At 70.7% G+C, this 18,507-nt stretch carries 5 protein-coding genes; all 5 read left to right on the plus strand.

Annotated features, from left to right (window positions below):
• Window positions 1–44: 44 nt before the first annotated feature.
• The 5 genes from ACFWFP_RS06760 (at window position 45) to ACFWFP_RS06780 (ending at window position 18,480) form a co-directional block, all read left to right on the plus strand.
• Complete coding sequence (locus ACFWFP_RS06760; protein ID WP_379293545.1) at window positions 45–248, plus strand: hypothetical protein; 204 nt, start codon at window positions 45–47, stop codon at window positions 246–248.
• A 70-nt stretch (window positions 249–318) separates the two neighbouring features.
• Window positions 319–1,911, plus strand: coding sequence for an amidohydrolase (locus ACFWFP_RS06765; RefSeq protein ID WP_379293546.1), 1,593 nt, complete (start codon window positions 319–321; stop codon window positions 1,909–1,911).
• 35 nt (window positions 1,912–1,946) lie between these two features.
• Complete coding sequence (gene lnt, locus ACFWFP_RS06770) at window positions 1,947–3,623, plus strand: apolipoprotein N-acyltransferase (RefSeq protein ID WP_379293547.1); 1,677 nt, start codon at window positions 1,947–1,949, stop codon at window positions 3,621–3,623.
• Between the two features lie 203 nt (window positions 3,624–3,826).
• On the plus strand, window positions 3,827–17,494 hold the full coding sequence (locus ACFWFP_RS06775) for an amino acid adenylation domain-containing protein (protein ID WP_379293548.1): 13,668 nt from the start codon (window positions 3,827–3,829) through the stop codon (window positions 17,492–17,494).
• Complete coding sequence (locus ACFWFP_RS06780) at window positions 17,491–18,480, plus strand: ATP-binding cassette domain-containing protein (RefSeq protein WP_379293550.1); 990 nt, start codon at window positions 17,491–17,493, stop codon at window positions 18,478–18,480. The genes ACFWFP_RS06775 and ACFWFP_RS06780 overlap by 4 nt, the downstream gene beginning before the upstream one ends.
• Window positions 18,481–18,507 lie beyond the last annotated feature (27 nt).

Consider the following 18,507-nt stretch of genomic DNA (forward strand, 5'->3'; position numbering starts at 1 on the left):
ACCGACACGCTCGCGCGCGGCGGCGAAGGGTCTACAGTACCGACATGGCCACCGAGCAGATCACCGTCACGGTGAGCGAGGAACTGGCCGACGCGGTGCGCAGAGCGAGCGCCGCTGCCGGACAGTCGATGTCGGACTTCACCACCGCCGCATGGCGGTTGGAAATGATCGCCGTGGAGGCGGGTGGGCATCGTCCCGCCGGGTTCGGCGACGCCGAAGTGCGCGCCGCGCTGTCGCTGCCGACCTGACGCTCGCGCCGCCGAGCCGAGACTGTCCCTGCCGAGGTGACGATCCGGCGATACGGCAGACTGGGGCACCGTGAGTACCCAGTTGCTGATCGGCGGTCGTTTCTACAGTTCCAGCTCCCCGGACGCGGCCGCGATGGCGGTCACCGACGGCACCGTGGTGTGGCTGGGCGCCGAGGCGCCCGGGCGCGCGATGCACCCCGATGCGGAGATCATCGACCTCGACGGTGCGTTCGTGGCGCCCGCGTTCGTCGACCCCCATGTGCACGTCACCGCGCTGGGCCTGCAGCTGACCGGGCTCGACGTGAGTGGCGCCGGATCCCTGTCCGACCTGCTCGAGACGGTGCGGGCGCACGCCGCGAACCAGCCGGACGGGGTGATCATCGGCGAGGGCTGGGACGACACCGGCTGGCCCGAACAGCGTCCGCCGACGGTCGCCGAACTCGACGGGGCCGCCGGTGCGGGCAGGCTCGTCTACCTGGCACGGGTCGACGCGCATTCGGCCGTCGCCTCCTCGGCGCTGCTCGACGCGGCCGGTGATCTCGGCGAGGGATATCAGCGCGGCGAACTGCTGCGCGCCGACGCCCACCACCGGGTGCGGACGGTCGCGCTCGCGGAACTCACCCGCGCCCAGCGTGATTCGGCCCGCCGGGCGACCCTCGACGCGGCGGCCGCGCACGGCATCGTCGCTGTCCACGAATGCGCGGGCCCCGAGATCTCCGGCCGCGACGACATCCGCGAACTGCTCGCGTTCGAACACGGCGTGGCGGTGCGGGCCTACTGGGGTCAGGCCGTGCGCACCGCGGAGCAAGCGCGCGCCCTGCTCGACGAGCTCGGCGTGCACGCGCTCGGTGGTGACCTGTTCGTCGACGGTTCGCTCGGCTCGCACACGGCCCTGCTGCGCGCGCCCTACGCCGACGCGGCGGGCTGCGGCAAGAGCTTCCTCGACGAGGACACGGTCACCGCACATATTCGCGCGTGCACCGAGGCCGGAATCCAGGCAGGCTTCCACGCCATCGGTGACGCCGCGATGGATACCGTCGTCGCCGGATTCACCCGTGTCGCAGCCGAACTCGGTGGTCCGGCGATCGCATCGCGTGGGCACCGGGTGGAACACGCGGAGATGACCGACGCCGCCGCGATCGCACAACTCGCCGAGCTCGGCGTGATCGCGTCCGTGCAGCCCGGCTTCGACGCCGCGTGGGGCGGACCCGGCGGGATGTACGCGACCCGCCTCGGCGCCGAGCGCGCCGCCGGCCTCAACCCGTTCTCGGCGATGGCGGCGGCGGGGGTCTCCCTCGCCATCGGTTCCGACGCACCCGTCACCGTCATGAACCCGTGGGAGCAGGTGCGCGCGGCCGTCCACCACCGCACCCCTGGCCATGGGCTGTCTCCGCGCGCCGCCTTCGCCGCCGCCACGCGCGGCGCCTGGCGCGCGGGCGGTGTGCGCGACGGCATGGCGGGCACGCTGGTTCCCGGCGCACCCGCCTCCTACGCCGTGTGGGACGCGGGCGACCTCGTCGTCGCGGCGGCCGCCGACACCGTGCAGCGCTGGTCCACCGACCCCCGCTCCCGCGTGCCCGGCCTCCCGCGCCTCGATCCGGGCGCCGACCTGCCGACCTGCCTGCGCACCGTGCGCGACGGCACCACGATCTACGCCGCCTGACCCGCCGCCAGCAACGAATCACGGAGCGACACACCATGATCGACCCCGCGCCGGGTAACCACCCCGACTCCGCCGCCGAGCCGGCATCAGCGCCGCGCGAGGTGGATCCCGGTGCGCGCCGATCCACCGCCGCACCGCACCCGACGGCCTTGCGTCTGCTCGCGGCCGTGGTGGGCGGGCTGCTGCTGTTCGGCAGCTTTCCGCCCCGGCCGTTCTGGTTCCTCGCGCCCGTGGCCATCGCGTTGCTCACCCTCGCGGTGCGCGGGCCGGGCAAGCCGCGCGCCGGGTTCGGGTACGGGATGCTCGGCGGGCTGGCGTTTTTCGTGCCGTTGCTGCCGTGGACCGGGATCTACGTGGGCCCGGTGCCGTGGCTGGCGCTGTCCACGGTGTGCGCGCTGTACTTCGGCCTGTGGGGTGTGCTCGCCCGATGGCTGAGCGCGCTGCCGGGCTGGCCGATCTGGCTCGCTCTCGCGTGGACCGCGAGCGAATGGGTGCGATCGAGTTTCCCGTTCGGCGGATTCCCGTGGGGGCGTGTCGCTTTCGGTCAAGCCGACGGTTGGTATCTGCCGCTGGCCGCCTACGGTGGAGCGCCGCTGGTCGGCTTCGCGGTCGCGCTGACCGGCACCGCGCTCGCCGCACTCGCGCTGCGCGTCATCGCCTGGGCTCGCACACCCGCGCCGCGCCCGAACACTCGTGCCGTGCGCACCGGATTTGCCACCGCCGTAGTGGCCGTGGCTATCATGCCCCTGGCCGGAGTGATCCTGCGGCCGACATTGCCCGCCCCGGACGCCGGCACCAGGACGATCACGGTCGCCGCCATCCAGGGCAGTGTGCCGCGGCTCGGGCTCGACTTCAACGCCCAGCGCCGCGCCGTGCTGGACAACCACGTCCGGCGCACCGAGGAGTTGGCCGACGCCGTCACCCGCGGCCAGGCCGCGCGGCCCGACATCGTGATCTGGCCCGAGAACTCCTCCGATATCGACCCACTGCGCAACGCCGATGCCGCCGCCGAGATCACCGAAGCCTCGGTGAAGATCGGCGCCCCGATCCTGGTCGGCGCAGTCCTGGTGAACGGTGACCGCACGACCACCAACTCGGTGATCGTGTGGAACGGCACGGCAGGCCCGGGGGAGCGGCACGACAAGAAGATCATCCAGCCGTTCGGCGAATACCTGCCGATGCGCGGTTTCTTCCGCGTGTTCTCGTCCTACGCCGACCGCGCGGGCTATTTCGTGCCGGGTAATGGTGACGGAACGGTGACGGCCGCGGGGGTGCCGGTCGGCGTGGCGACCTGTTACGAGGTCGCGTTCGATCGGGCATTTCGGGATTCCCTCGCCGCGGGCGCCCAATTGCTGACGGTGCCCACCAACAACGCCACCTTCGGCGAGAGCGAGATGACCTACCAGCAACTGGCGATGTCGCGGGTGCGTGCGGTCGAGCACGGGCGTGCGCTCGTGGTGTCGGCAACCACCGGAGTGAGTGGGATCATCACCGCGGACGGCGTGCTCAGGCAGCACACCGAGCAGGTCGTGCCCGCCGCGTTGGTGGCCCAGCTACCGTTGCGCGACGCGACAACAGTCGCTACCCGAATCGGTGCGTGGCCAGAACTCGCGTCCGTTATCCTGACCGCGATCGGTGTCGGATTGCTATTACTTCGACGCCGCCGTGCGAATCAGACGCACCATGTGCGAAGTTCGGACAATTCTGAATAAGCGGTTTGTTTCAACCGGGGGGAAGCGGCACAAAGTTGTTGCTTCAGGGGCGTAATTCGTTGAGCTCGAAATAAATTCACATTGGTAGCCATCCGGCTGCCGTAGTACTCCGAATCATGGGCGTGGAAAAGCCACGCCCTGGGCCGTCGTGTGCCCGGGCGCTGCTCGGGGAGTTGTGACACAAGGCAGAAACGGAGTGCTTGATGAGTTCTTTGGCCACCGACCACGTCAGCTCGAGCATCACCGACGAGGACCCGGGCCAACCGTTCGCCCTCTCGCCCGGTCAGACAGCACTGTGGTACGCGCAACGGATTCGGCCCGATATTCCGCTCACCATCGCTCACTACGTCGAACTGCACGGTGATCTCGATGTCGGCCGGTTGCTGTACGCGGTCGAGCGCTACGGCGCGGAATCCCAGGTGGGACACGTCCGCCTACTCGAGATCGACGGCGTGCCCCACCAGCGAGTGGACCCCACGTGGCGGCCCGGCTGGGCTCGGATCGACCTCCGCGGCGAATCCGACCCCCGGGCCGCCGCTCTGGCCTGGATGAACGCCCACGCCAGCACCCCGATCGACATGGAGCACGAGCCCCTCACCATCAACGTGGTGTTGCGCATCGGTGACCGGGAATGGTTCTGGTACGAGCGCGGCCACCACATCGTCATCGACGGCTACGGTGCGATGAACGCGCTCTCGCGCACCGCCGAGATCTACACGGCCGTCGGCGAGCAGCGCGAGCCGTCCGTTTCCCGCGCGGCCGCGCTCGTCGACCTCTACGCCGACGAATCCCGTTACCGCGAGTCCAGCCGGTTCCGTGCCGACCGCGAGTACTGGATGGAACAGCTCGCGGGCGTGGGCGAACCGATGACGCTGTCGGCGGTCACCGCCGCGGGCGATACCCACGACGCCGGGCGCCACCGGGCCACCGCGGTACTCGACACCGACCTCGACACGCTGCTCACCGACGCGATCGCCACCCACGGTTCGGCCAACTCCGCGCTGATCGTCGCCGCACTCGCCGCCTACGTCCGTTCGGTCACCGGCGACCCGGATGTCGTCCTGAGCCTGCCGGTTTCGGCTCGCACCACCGTCGTTCTGCGCCGTTCGGCGGGTGTGGTGTCGAACGTGGTGCCGCTGCGCGTCCGGTTCGACGAGCACACCACCGTCGCCGACGTCGTGCGCCAGACCGAACTGCAGATCACCGGCGCGCTGCGCCACCAGCGCTACCGCTCCGACGACATCCGCCGAGACTGCGGGTACTCCCGCGACGCGCGCGGCTTCTTCGGGCCGATGGTCAACATCATGCTGTTCCACGACGAGCTGAAGTTCGACGACATCGCCGGTCAGCTCAACGTGCTCGCCACCGGACCCGTCGAAGACCTCTCGATCAACATCTACAACGGCGACGGCGGCCGCATCCAACTCGACTTCGAGGCCAACCCGAAGCTCTACGGCGAGTCCGAGAACGCCGCCCACCACGCGCGCTACCTCGACTTCCTCGCGCGCTTCCTGGCCGCCGAGCCCACCACCCCCACCTACACGCTCACCGCGATCACCACCGCCGAGCACGCGCGGGTGCTGCGCGAGTGGAACGCCACCGAGATGCCGATGCAGGCCGCCACGCTGGTCTCGCTGTTCGAGGATCAGGTGTGCCGCAGCCCGCACGCCATCGGTCTCGAATTCGGTGACCGCACACTCGGATACACCGAACTCGGCGACCGGGTGAACCAGCTGGCACGCGAACTCATCGCACGCGGCGCGGGCCCGGAGACCACCGTCGGGGTGTGCCTGCACCGCAGTGTCGATCTGGTCGTCGGGATCTACGCGGTACTCGCCACCGGCGCGGCCTACCTGCCGCTGGATCCCGAGCACCCGGTCGATCGCATCGACGCTGTGGTGGCACAGGCGCTTCCGGTCTGTGTGCTCACCGCGGACCGCGACGGAGTCCGGCTACCCGAGGGCACCGTCCGGGTCGATCTGGACACCCTCGACGTGAGCGGGAACGACGCCGGGCCGATCACCGACGCCGACCGCACCGCGCCGCTGCGCCCCGATCACCTCGCCTACGTCATCTTCACCTCCGGCTCCACCGGTAAGCCCAAGGGCGTCGGCGTCACACACGCCGCGATCGTGAACCGGTTGCGCTGGATGCAGGCCGAGTACCCGCTCGATCACACCGACGCGGTTCTGCAGAAGACCCCGGCCACCTTCGACGTGTCGGTCTGGGAGTTCTTCTGGCCGCTGCAGGTCGGTGCGCGCCTGGTCGTCGCCGCGCCCGAGGGGCATCGCGATCCGGCCTACCTCGCCCGGATCATCACCGAAAGGGCCGTCACCACGGCACATTTCGTGCCGTCGATGCTGTCGCTGTTCGTCACCGATCCGCGGGTGCGCGGCGGGGCGGGGCTGCGGCGGGTGTTCTGCAGTGGTGAGGCGCTGCCCGGTGCGACGGTCGCCGATTTCCACGCCGCGCTGCACGGCCCCGACGGTGGACCGGAGCTGCACAATCTCTACGGGCCCACCGAGGCCGCGGTCGACGTCACCTACTGGCCGTGCCCGGCCGAGGCCACCACGGTGCCGATCGGCTCGCCGGTGTGGAACACCCAGACCTACGTGCTCGACCCGCATCTGCGCCCGGTGCCGCCCGGTGTCGTCGGCGAGCTGTACCTGGCGGGCACGCAGCTGGCCCGCGGCTACCTGGGTCGTCCCGATCTGAGCGCCGACCGCTTCGTCGCCAACCCCTTCGCCCCGGGGCAGCGGATGTACCGCACCGGTGACCTGGCGCGCTGGCAGATCGCCGGCGGCGTCCTGGAATACCTGGGCCGCACCGACTTCCAGGTGAAGATTCGCGGACTGCGCATCGAACTCGGCGAGATCGAATCCGCGCTGCTGGCGCAGGACGACATCGCCCGCGCGGTCTGCGTGGCCCGCACCGGCCGCGTCGGTGACGACGAACTCGTCGCCTACGTGGTCGCCGCGCCCGGCGCGTCGGCACCCGATCCCACGGCCCTGCTCTCGGCACTGCGCCGCGGCCTTCCGTCCTACATGGTGCCCTCGGCACTGGTGGTACTCGACGAACTGCCGTTGAGCGCCAACGGCAAGGTCGATCGCAAAGCACTGCCCGCGCCGGAGGTGGGTGTGCGGGTCACCACCGGTGCCGCCGCACCGCAGACCGAGCTGGAATGCGCGCTCGCGGAGATCTTCACCGAGGTTCTCGCCCTGGACGGCACCACGATCGGGATCGAGGACAGCTTCTTCGATCTCGGCGGCAACTCCCTGGTCGCCGCCCGCGCGGTCGCCCGGATCAACACCACCCTCGACGCGAACCTCACCATCCGGGAGATGTTCGAGTCGCCGACCATCGCCGCACTGGCCGGCTACCTCAGCACCCACCGGCCCGAAACCTCGACACCGAAACTGGTTCCCGCGCGCAGGCCGGAGCGGGTGCCGCTGTCGCTGGCCCAGCAGCGGTTGTGGATCCTCAACCGGTTCGCCGAACACGCCGCCGCCTACAACATGCCCCTGGCCTTGCGGCTCACCGGGCATCTCGACCTCGACGCGTTGCGTGCGGGTCTGCGCGACGTGCTCGAACGCCACGAGAGCCTGCGCACCAGTTTCCCCGAAGGCCCCGAGGGCCCGTACCAGCTCATCCACCCGGCGGCCGGGGTGGAACCCGAACTCACGCCGATCGAGGTGGGGGCCGCCGAGATTTCCGAGCTGGCTGCGCAGATGGCAGGGCGCGGTTTCGAGCTGCGGACCGAGACACCGCTGCGGGTCGCGCTCTACCGGGTGGGCGCCGAGGATCATCTGCTGCTCGTGGTGCTGCACCACATCAGCGGTGACGGCTGGTCGGTCGCCCCGTTGGCCCGGGATCTGATGGTCGCGGTGTCGGCGCGCGCGGGCGGTGCCGCGCCCCAGTGGGCGCCGCTGCCGGTGCAGTACGCCGATTTCGCGATGTGGCAGCGGGAACTGCTCGGTGAGGAAACCGACCCCGAGGCGCCCATCGCGCGCCAGCTCGGGCACTGGCGCGGTGCGCTGGCCGGGCTGCCCGATCAGCTCGACCTGCCCCTCGACCGGCCGCGGCCGCAACAGCGCGGCACCGGCGGGGACACCGTCGAATTCGTCATCGACGCCGAAACCCGGCGCGCGGCAGCCGAACTCGCCACCGGCCGCGGCGTGAGCATGTTCATGGTGCTGCACGCGGCGCTGGCCACCCTGCTGGCCCGGCTGTGCGCGAGCGCCGACGTCACCATCGGCACGCCCATCGCGGGCCGCTCCGATCCGGCGCTGGACGAGCTGGTCGGCATGTTCGTCAACACCCTGGTGTTGCGCACCGAAGTGGACCTCGGCGCCGGGTTCGAGCGCATGCTCGACCTGGTCCGCGAGACCGACCTCGACGCCTTCGCCAACCCCGACGTGCCGTTCGAGCGGCTGGTGGAGCTGGTCAATCCCGATCGCTCGACCACCCGGCATCCGCTGTTCCAGGTGATGCTGTCCTACGACCGCACCCCGGAACTGCGCGTCGAATTGCCCGGTGTCACCGCGGAACTGGTGCCGATCGAGATCGGCGTCGCCAAGTTCGACCTGCAGCTCGAGGTTCGCGACAACCACGACGACGGACCGCTGCACGCCGAATTCGGTTTCGCCACTGACGTTTTCGATCGCGCCACGGTGCAGGCCATCGCCCGGAGGTTCACCACGCTGCTGGCCGCCGCCGTCGCCGGCCCCACCACGGCGATCGGCGACCTCGACGTGCTCGACCGTCGCGAGATCGCCCGGCTGGTCCCCGTCGCCGGTGCGCCGGCCGAACCGGCGGGCACGCTGGCCCGGCTGCTCGGCGACACCGCACAGCACCTGCCCGACTCGGTGGCGGTGCGCTACCTCGGTTTCGACACCACCTACCGCGAACTCGACGAACGCTCGAACCGATTGGCGCGCAGTCTCATCGCGCACGGTGCCGCGCCCGAAACGGTGGTCGCCGTCGCGCTGCCGCGCAGCCTCGAGTCGATCATCGCCATCTGGGCGGTCGCCAAGACCGGCGCCGCGTACGTGCCCGTCGACCCCGCCTACCCGGCCGATCGCATCGCGCACATGATCGGTGACTCCGGTGCCACGCTCGGGCTCACCCTGCCCGAACATCTCGCCGCGCTGCCCACCGCCACCGGCAGGCACCGGTCGGCACCGGAGTGGATGGTCTTCGGAACAGCCGATTTCGAGGCCGACTGCGCGATCCGCTCGGCCACCCCGCTGTCCGATGCCGACCGCAGGCACCCGATGCGTGCCGGTCAGCCCGCGTACCTGATCTACACCTCCGGCTCGACCGGCACACCCAAGGCCGTCGTGGTCACCCACGCGGGCATCGCCTCGCTGGCCAGCGAGCAGACCCAGCTGTTCAAGGTGACCGATCACGCGCGGACCATGCACTTCTCCTCACCCAGCTTCGACGCCTCGGTGCTGGAACTGCTGCTCGGGTTCGCCGCGGGTGCCACGATCGTGGTCGCCCCCGCCGACCTGTACGGCGGTGCGGAACTGGCCGGTTTCCTGCGCTCGGAACGCATCACCCACGCGTTCATCACCCCGGCCGCGCTGGCCACGGTGCCCGCGGGCGACTTCCCGGCTCTCAACACGGTGATCGTCGGCGGCGAGGCGTGCTCGGACGAGCTCGTCGAGGCCTGGGCCACGAAGTACCGGATGCACAACATGTACGGCCCGTCCGAGGCCACCGTCGCGGTCACCGCGAGCGCGGCGATGGTCCCGGGCGAGCCCGTCCCGCTGGGCACACCCGTGCGCGGCATGCGGCTGTTCGTGCTCGACGGCCGGATGAACCCGGTGCCGCCGGGAACACCGGGCGAGCTCTACGTCTCGGGGCCCGGCCTGGCCCGCGGCTACCTCGGTAAGCCGGCACTCACCGCGCAGCGATTCGTCGCCAACCCGCACGGCCGGGTCGGCGAAAGAATGTATCGCACCGGCGATCTCGTCGTCGCCGACATGACCGGCCTGCTGCGTTTCCTGGGCCGCGCCGACGACCAGATCAAGATCCGTGGTTTCCGCATCGAACTGCGCGAAATCGATCATGTGCTGCGCGCGCACCCGGGCGTTCGGTCCGCGCTGACCGTCGTCCATGTCGACGAGCAGGGGCAGCAGCGGCTCGCGTCCTACGTCACCGCCGACGGCCCGATCGACCCGGCCGCCGTGCTCGACACCGCCCGCGGTAGGTTGCCCGGCTACATGGTGCCCGCCGCACTGGCGGTGCTCGACGCGATGCCGGTCACTCCGGCGGGCAAACTCGACCGAAAGGCTCTACCCGCACCGGAATTCGTGGTCAGCGGTGGGTCGCGTGCGCCACGCACGCACCTCGAGATGCGGGTGGCCGCGGTGTTCACCGAGATTCTCGGGCGCCCGACCCCCGGCGCGGAGGACAGCTTCTTCGACATCGGCGGCAACTCGTTGCTGGCCACCCGGCTCGCCGCCGGGCTGCACGCCGATTTCGAGGTGGACCTGCCGGTCCGGCAGATCTTCGAGGCACCGACCGTGGCGGGCATCGCCCGGCTGATCACGGAAGCGCCCCGGACGCAGCGGGTGGCGCTGGCGGTACACACCCCGCGCCCGGGACGCATACCACTGTCGTTGCCGCAGCAACGGCTGTGGTTCCTGAACCGATTGTCCCCCGAATCGAGCGCCTACAACATCGCATTCGTCTTGCGAATCGGCGGAGATCTGGACGTCGGGGCATTGCGCGGGGCTCTCGCCGACCTGGTGGAGCGCCACGAAGTCCTGCGCACGGTTTTCCCCGAAGACCTCTCCGGTGCCCAGCAGGTGATCCTGCCGCTCGACCAGGCGATGCCGATGATCGACGCCGTCGACACCGCACCCGATCGGGCGACCGCGGCGCTGACCGCGCTGGCCCGCCGGGGCTTCGACCTCACCCGGCAGACGCCGCTGCGAGTGTCGTTGCTGCGCACCGCGTCCGACGAACACCTGCTCGGCGTGGTCGTCCACCACATCGCCGCCGACGGCTGGTCGCTCGGCCCGCTGACGCGGGATCTCGCACTGGCCTACGTCGCCCGCACCGGGGGCGCCGCCCCCGAGCGCGCGCCGCTGCCCGTGCAGTACGCCGACTTCAGCCTGTGGCAGCGAGCGGTGCTCGGCAGCGAGGACGATCCGGACAGCATCACCGCCACCCAGCTCGCGTTCTGGCGTGACACGCTGTCCGAACTGCCCGACGAGCTGCCGCTGCCGTTCGACCGCCCACGCCCCGCCGAACCCACCGGGTCCGCGGGCACCGTCACCTGCGAGATCTCGGCGCCGCTGCAGCACGCACTCGACGAGCTGGCCAGTGATACCGGTGTCAGCCTGTTCATGGTCGTGCGCTCGGCCCTGTCGGTGCTGCTGCGCAGCGTCACCGGCGGCCGCGACATCCCCATCGGCACCCCGGTCGCCGGGCGCACCGACATCCAGCTCGACGACCTCGTCGGCATGTTCGTCAACACCCTGGTCCTGCGCTCCGATGTCGATCCCGGCCGCAGCTTCACCGAGTTGCTGCACGCCGATCGCGACGCCGAGCTCGCCGCCCTCGCCCACGCCGATGTGCCGTTCGAGCGGGTCGTCGACGCGCTGGGCCGGGAGAGCAGGGCGAGCAACCGGCACCCGCTGTTCCAGGTCGCGCTGAGCATGCAGGACAGCCGCCCACCTGCGCTGGAACTGCCCGGACTGCGACTGGCCGCGGACGAGCTCGACATCGCGCTGGCCAAGTTCGACCTGGAACTGCGGGTCGCGCCCGCCGAGGAGAACGGGCTGCGGTTCGACTTCGTCTACGCCACCGAACTGTTCGACGCCACCACCGTCGACACCCTCGCCGGCCGGTTCGTGCAGATCCTCACCCAGGTGACCGCCGACCCACGGCAGCTGGTGTGCGAACTGGACCCGCTCACCGTGCTCGAGCACCGTGACCACGTCCCCGCGCAGGGGCCCGCCGCGGTCCCGCCGGTCATCCTGGCCGACATCCTCGACGGTGCCGCCACGAAGTACCCGCGGCGGCCCGCGTTGCGCTGGTTCGCCGACGGCAGCGTCGCGGGGGAGGTGGGCGAGCTCGACTACGCCGAGGTCGCGAGCCGGGCGCACCGGCTCGGCCGGGCGCTGATCGCTCGCGGTATCGGCACCGGCGATCGCGTGGCCGTCGGGCTGACCCGCTCACTGGACTGTGCCCTCGCGATCTTCGGCGTCGCGGCCAGCGGTGCCGCGTTCGTGCCCGTCGACCCGCGCTACCCGGCCGACCGGGTGCGGCACATGCTCACCGACTCCGGCGCCCGCGCGGTCGTCACCGCGCGGGCCGACGCGGACTCGTTGCGCCCGGCCGCGGGCTCGATCGACACCCAGTGGCTGCTGATGGACGACGACGAGCTGAACGCCGAACTGGCCGGCTACGACGGGGGCCGGATCAGCAACGCCGAACGGGTCCGTCCCGTGCGCACCGCCGATCTGGCGTATCAGATCTACACGTCCGGTTCGACCGGCCTGCCCAAGGGCGTGACCGTCACCCACAGCGGTCTCACGAGTCTCGCGCTCGACCTGCGCGAACGCATGGGTCTGGACCGGTTCTCCCGCACATTCTTCTTCTCCACACCCAGTTTCGACGTGTCGGTGCTCGACATGCTCCTCGCCGTCTACTCGGGCGCCGAGATGGTGATCGGCCCGATCGACATCTACGGCGGTGACGAGCTCGGGGTGCTGCTGGAACGCGAGCAGATCACCCACACCTTCCTGACGCCCGCGGTGCTGGCCTCGATCGACGCCACCCGCCACCCGCTGCCGATGCTGCGCGGACTGATGGCCGGTGGCGAGGCGGTGCCGCCGGATCTGGTGGAGAACTGGGCGCCCGGCAGGCGGTTCGTCAACGCCTACGGGCCCACCGAGTTCACCGTCATCGCGGCGATGTCGGAACTGCGGGTGGGTGTTCCGGTCGCCATCGGCACACCCGTCCGCGGCTCACGGGCCCTCGTCCTCGACGAGCGGCTGCGGCCGGTTGCCACCGGGGTGCCGGGTGAGCTCTACATCGGCGGCGCCGGCATCGCCCAGGGCTATCACGAGCGCTACGGCCTGACCGCGGGACGCTTCATCGCCGACCCGTTGGGCCCGGCCGGCAGCCGGATGTACCGCACCGGCGACGTGGTGCGCTGGACCGCACACGGTGAGATCGACTACCTGGGCCGTAGCGACCATCAGGTGAAGGTGCGCGGTTTCCGGATCGAACTCGGCGAGATCAGCGCCGTCCTCGGCAGTCATCCCGAGGTTCGCTTCGCACACACCGAAGTCCGCCGGATCGCGGGCGACGATCGGATCGTCGCCTGGATCCAGCTGAACGAGGGGGTCGACCCGGCCGAGGTGGCCGGGGTGAAGCGGCACGCGACGGTCCGGCTGGCCGGGCACATGGTGCCCGCGTCGCTGAACCTGATCGATCGGGTTCCGCTCACACCGGTCGGCAAGCTGGATCGCACGGCGCTGCCGGAACCGGAATTCACCGCCACCACGGGCCGGGCACCACAGACCGACGCCGAGCGGACGGTCGCGCGGGTGTTCGCGGAGCTGGTCGGGGCGAGTGAGGTCCGCGCCACCGACAGCTTCTTCGACATCGGCGGCAACTCGTTGCTGGCCACCCAGCTGGTGGCCCGGCTGGCCGCGGCCAGCAATGTGCGCTTGGAAGTGCGCACCGTGTTCGCGGCGCCGACGGTCGCCGAACTCGCCGCGCTCCTCGAATCCGGACCGTCCGGCGACGAACACCGCCCGGACCTGGTGCCCCGGCCCCGCCCGGAGCGGATTCCGCTGTCGGCGGCGCAGCGCAGGCTGTGGTTCCTCAACCGCTTCAACGCGGGTGCCGACGGTGACAACCAGTCGTCGGGCGCCTACAACATCCCGGTGGTGCTGCGCCTGCACGGCACCGTCGACCTCGATGCGCTCATTGCCGCTTTGCACACGGTGCAACGTCGGCACGAGACGCTGCGCACGGTGTTCCCGGAGACCGCGGGGGAGCCAGAGCAGCTGGTGCTCGACCCGGCGATCGCCGCGGTCACGCTGTTCCACGCGACGGCCACCGCGCGCGAGGTCGATACCGCCGTGACCCGATTCGTCACCCCCGGATTCGATCTGTCGAACTCGGTGCCCCTGCGGGCGGCGCTGATCAGCGTCGACCACACCGGGCAGGCGGCACCGGCCAAGGCCAAGTTCGCTGTCGCGCGCTCGACCGAACATGTCCTGGTCCTGGTCGTGCACCACATCGCCATGGACGGCTGGTCGCTGGAACCGCTCGCCGCCGAAGTCGCCGCCGCCTACCGTGGCATCCAGACCGGTGAACCGTTCGGCGAACAGATCCCGCAGATCCAGTACGCCGACTACACCCTGTGGCAGCGCGAACTCCTCGGCACCGAGGACGATCCGGACTCGCTGATCAGCAAGCAGCTCGACCACTGGCGCGGTGTGCTCGACGGCCTGCCCGAACTGCTCACCGTGCCCGCCGACCGGTCGCGCCCGCCGGTGCCCTCCTATCAGGGCGGCACCGTCGACTGCGCGGTCGACGCGGCGACCCACCGGGCGCTGCGTGGTATCGCCACGGCGAACAACGTCAGCATGTTCATGGTGCTGCACGCGGCGCTGGCGGTCCTGCTGCACCGGGTGACCGGCACCGAGGACATCGCCGTCGGCACCGCCAGCGCGGGCCGTGGGCATCCGGCGCTCGACGCGATGATCGGTATGTTCGTCAACACCCTGGTGCTGCGTACCGAGGTGTCCGACGAGCGCGCGTTCGTCGACCTGCTGCGGACCGTTCGCGACGGGGATCTCGACGCGTTCGCCCATGCCGACCTGCCCTTCGAACGGCTCGTCGAGGTCGTCAATCCGGCACGCTCCCAGGCACATCACCCGCTGTTCCAGGTGATGCTGTCGGTGCGCAACACCCCGGTGCGGATGCTGGAACTGCCCGGCCTGCGGATCGAAGCCGTCGAGGCCGACGCCGGTATCGCCAAATTCGACCTGCAGTTCACCTTCACCGAGACCCAGACCGCCGACCGGGTGGGCGACGGCATCAGCCTGTCGGTGAACTACGCGGCGGACCTGTTCGACGCGGTCACCGCGCGCAAGCTCGGCGACCGCCTGGTCCGGCTGCTCACCGCCGTGGCCGCCGACCCGAACACCGCGGTGGGCGACCTGGCACTGCTCGACGCGGTCGAGTGGACCGCGCTGGCGCCGGTGCACGGCGCCCGCGCCGGACAGGCGGTCACGCTGCCCGCGGTGTTCGGTGCCGCCGTCGCTCGTTCTCGGGACGGTGTCGCGCTGTGCGCCGGGGACACGGTGGTCACCTACGACGCGCTCGATCGGTGGACCAACCGGCTCGCGCGTGTCCTGATCGCACACGGTGTGGGGCCGGAAACCCTGGTGGCCCTGGGTATTCCGCGTTCGGTGGAATCGGTGGCGACCATGCTGGCCGTGGCCAAGGCGGGCGCCGCGTTCGTGCCCGTCGACCCGAACTACCCGCCGCAGCGGATCAGCCACATGCTCACCGATTCCGGTGCGGCACTGGGTCTGACGCTGCTCGAACACCGCGATCGGCTGCCCACCGACACCCGCTGGCTGGTCCTGGACGACCCGCAGACCAGGGCCACCGTGCTGGGCGCCGATGACTCGCCGGTCACCGACGCCGAACGCGTTCGCCCACTGCGCCTGCACAATCCGGCGTACGTGATCTACACGTCGGGCTCCACCGGGACCCCGAAGGGGGTCGTGGTCACCCACGGCGGCCTGTCGAACTTCGCCGCCGAGACCGCCGACCGGTTCGATGTGCGTCCCGGCAGCCGGGTGCTGCACTTCGCCACCCCGAGCTTCGACGCCGCCATGCTCGACATCCTGTTCGCGCTCGGTGGTGCGGCGACGCTGGTGATCTCCCCGGCCGGGGTGGTCGGCGGCGAGGATCTGCGCCAGGTGTTCATCCGGGAACGGATCACCCACGCGTTCATCACCACCGCCGCGCTGGGCACCGTCGACCCGACGGGCGTGAACTCCCTCGCCCACGTCCTCACCGGTGGTGAGGCGCTCCCGCCGGAACTGCTCGCCCGCTGGGCACCGGGGCGCAACTTCTACAACGTGTACGGCCCCACCGAGACGACCATCGTCACGTTGATGCCGCAGCCGATGAGCCCGCGGGGGCCGATCACCATCGGTGGGCCGATCCGTGGCGTCGCGGCCAGCGTGCTCGACCGGCGACTGCATCCGACGCCCATCGGCGTCACCGGCGAACTGCAGCTGGCGGGCTCGGCCCTGGCGCGCGGCTATCTCAACCGGCCGGGTCTCACCGCCCAGCGGTTCGTGGCCGATCCCTACGGCGCGCCGGGCGAACGGATGTACCGCACGGGCGACCTGGTGCGCTGGCGTGACGGCGCCGAGTCGGCGCTGGATGTGGAGTACGTCGGCCGCACCGACCATCAGGTGAAGGTCCGCGGATTCCGGATCGAACTCGGCGAGATCGACGTCGCGTTCGCCCGGCACCCCGATGTCGAGCTCGCGCTCACCATCGGTCACACCACGCAGGCCGGCGTCACCGCGCTGGTCTCGTATGTGAAGGCGCGCAACGGGAGCGCGCCGAGCGTGCCCGAACTGCTCGAGCACGTCGCGGGTCAGGTGCCGAACTACATGGTCCCGCAGGCGATCATGCTGCTCGACGAGGTGCCGCTGAGTCCGGTCGGTAAGCTCGATCGGGCCCGGCTGCCCGAGCCGGTGTTCGCCGCGTCCGGTGGTTACCGCGCGCCGGTGACCGTCGCCGAGATGGCGCTGTGCGCGGTGTTCACCGAGGTCCTCGGGGTCGAGCGAGTCGGCGTGGACGACGGGTTCTTCGAACTCGGCGGCAACTCCCTGCTGGCCACCAAAGTTGTCGCGGCACTGCGTGAGCAGGGCTACGACATGCCCGTCCAGATGATGTTCGGCGACGCCACCCCCGCGGCGATCGCGGCCAAGCTCGACGACGCCGACCCGGACGCGGTGATCGAGGCGGCCACCGGCCCGGTGCTGGCCATCCGTCCGTCCACCGGCCCGCACGACACCCCGCTGTTCTGCGTGCACCCGGCGATCGGGCTGGCCTGGTGCTACGCGGGACTGCTCGCCCATCTCGCCCCGCAGCGCCCGGTGTACGGCCTGCAGGCCCCGCACGTGTCCGGCGACGACAGCTTCACCTCGATCCCCGAAGCCGCCGGACACTATGTCGCCCATATCAAGTCGATCCAGCCGCACGGCCCCTACCACCTACTCGGCTGGTCGCTCGGCGGCCTGATCGCGCAGGAGGTCGCCGTGCAGCTGCAGGAGGCGGGCGAAGACGTCGCGCTGCTGGCGATGATGGACAGCTACCAGCTCGGTGACCGCTGGCTCGACACGTCGATGCCCAGCGTCGCCGACATCCTCGGCGAGTTCGGCGCCGACCTGGTCGAGGGCGCACCGTTGCCCGCCGACCTGGACCTCGACGAGGCGGCGGATCTGCTGCGGGCCCAGGCGGGCCCGTTCGCCGCGCTCTCGGTGGGCCACCTGCAACGCCTCTACACCGGGTACGCCGACGGCACCGTCATGGCGAACCGGTTCCGGCCGCGCACCTTCGACGGCGACCTCGTGTTCTTCACCGCCACGGCGGACGAGATCAACGCCGCCGATCCGAGCCGCTGTGCCGACGCCTGGCAACCGTTCGTCAGCGGCAACATCCACAACCACGACCTGCCCTGCAGGCACGCGGCGATGACCACACCGGAATCGCTGGCGGCGATCGGCCCCGTGCTGCATCGCCACCTCGACGCCGTCCCGGAGATCACCGTGTGCGGCAGCGGCCAGAAGGAGATGCGACCGTGAGTCTCGCGGTAGAAGTGCAAGGCCTGGCCAAGAGTTACGGCAAGGTACGCGTACTGAAGGAGATCGACCTGGAGATCCCGGCGGGGACCGTCCTCGGCCTGCTCGGCCCCAACGGCGCGGGCAAGACCACCACCGTGCGGATCGTCACCACGCTGCTGCGACCCGATGCCGGTTCGGTGCGGGTCGCCGGCGTCGACGTGCTGGCCGACCCGGCCTCCGCGCGCACCAGGATCGGGTTGTCCGGCCAATACGCGGCCGTCGACGCGAACCTGACCGGTTACGAGAACCTCCGCATGGTGGCGCGCCTGTACGGCATGGGACGCAAGCAGTCCGTCGCCCGCGTGGAGGAGTTGCTGACCGCGTTCGGGCTCGACCACGCGGCGAGCCGGCGGGCAGGCACCTATTCCGGTGGCATGGCCCGTCGCCTCGACCTGGCCGGTGCGCTGGTGGCGCGGCCCCCGGTGGTGGTGCTCGACGAACCGACCACCGGCCTCGACCCGCGCGGGCGGCTGGACATGTGGCAGGTGATCGGTGATCTCGTCGACGACGGCACCACCGTCCTGCTCACCACCCAGTACCTCGAAGAGGCCGACCTGCTCGCCGACCGGATCACCGTCATCGACAAGGGCACGGTGATCGCCCGCGGTTCGGCCGACGAACTCAAGACCTCCATCGGCGGCGACCGGCTCACGGTCACCCTGGCCGCGGGGCAGAGCCCGTGGCCCGCGGTGCAGGTCCTGCAGCAGGTCGGGGTCGGCGAACCCCTGCACGAACCCGGCAGCGACGAGGTGTCGGTGGTGGTCGGCAACGGGTCACGCACGATGGTCGAAGCGCTGCGGCGCCTCGATGACGCCGGTGTCTGCGTGCTCGACGCGAATGTCGTGCGCCCCACTCTCGACGATGTGTTCCTTTCCCTCACCGGTACCCCGGCCGAGACCGTTCCCGAACCCGAGACCGACGACGTGCAAGAGGAGGTCCTGTCGTGAGTGCCCCCGACGTCACGGTGGACGAGT

This window comes from Nocardia sp. NPDC060249 (genome assembly GCF_042728755.1).
Lineage (GTDB): Bacteria > Actinomycetota > Actinomycetes > Mycobacteriales > Mycobacteriaceae > Nocardia.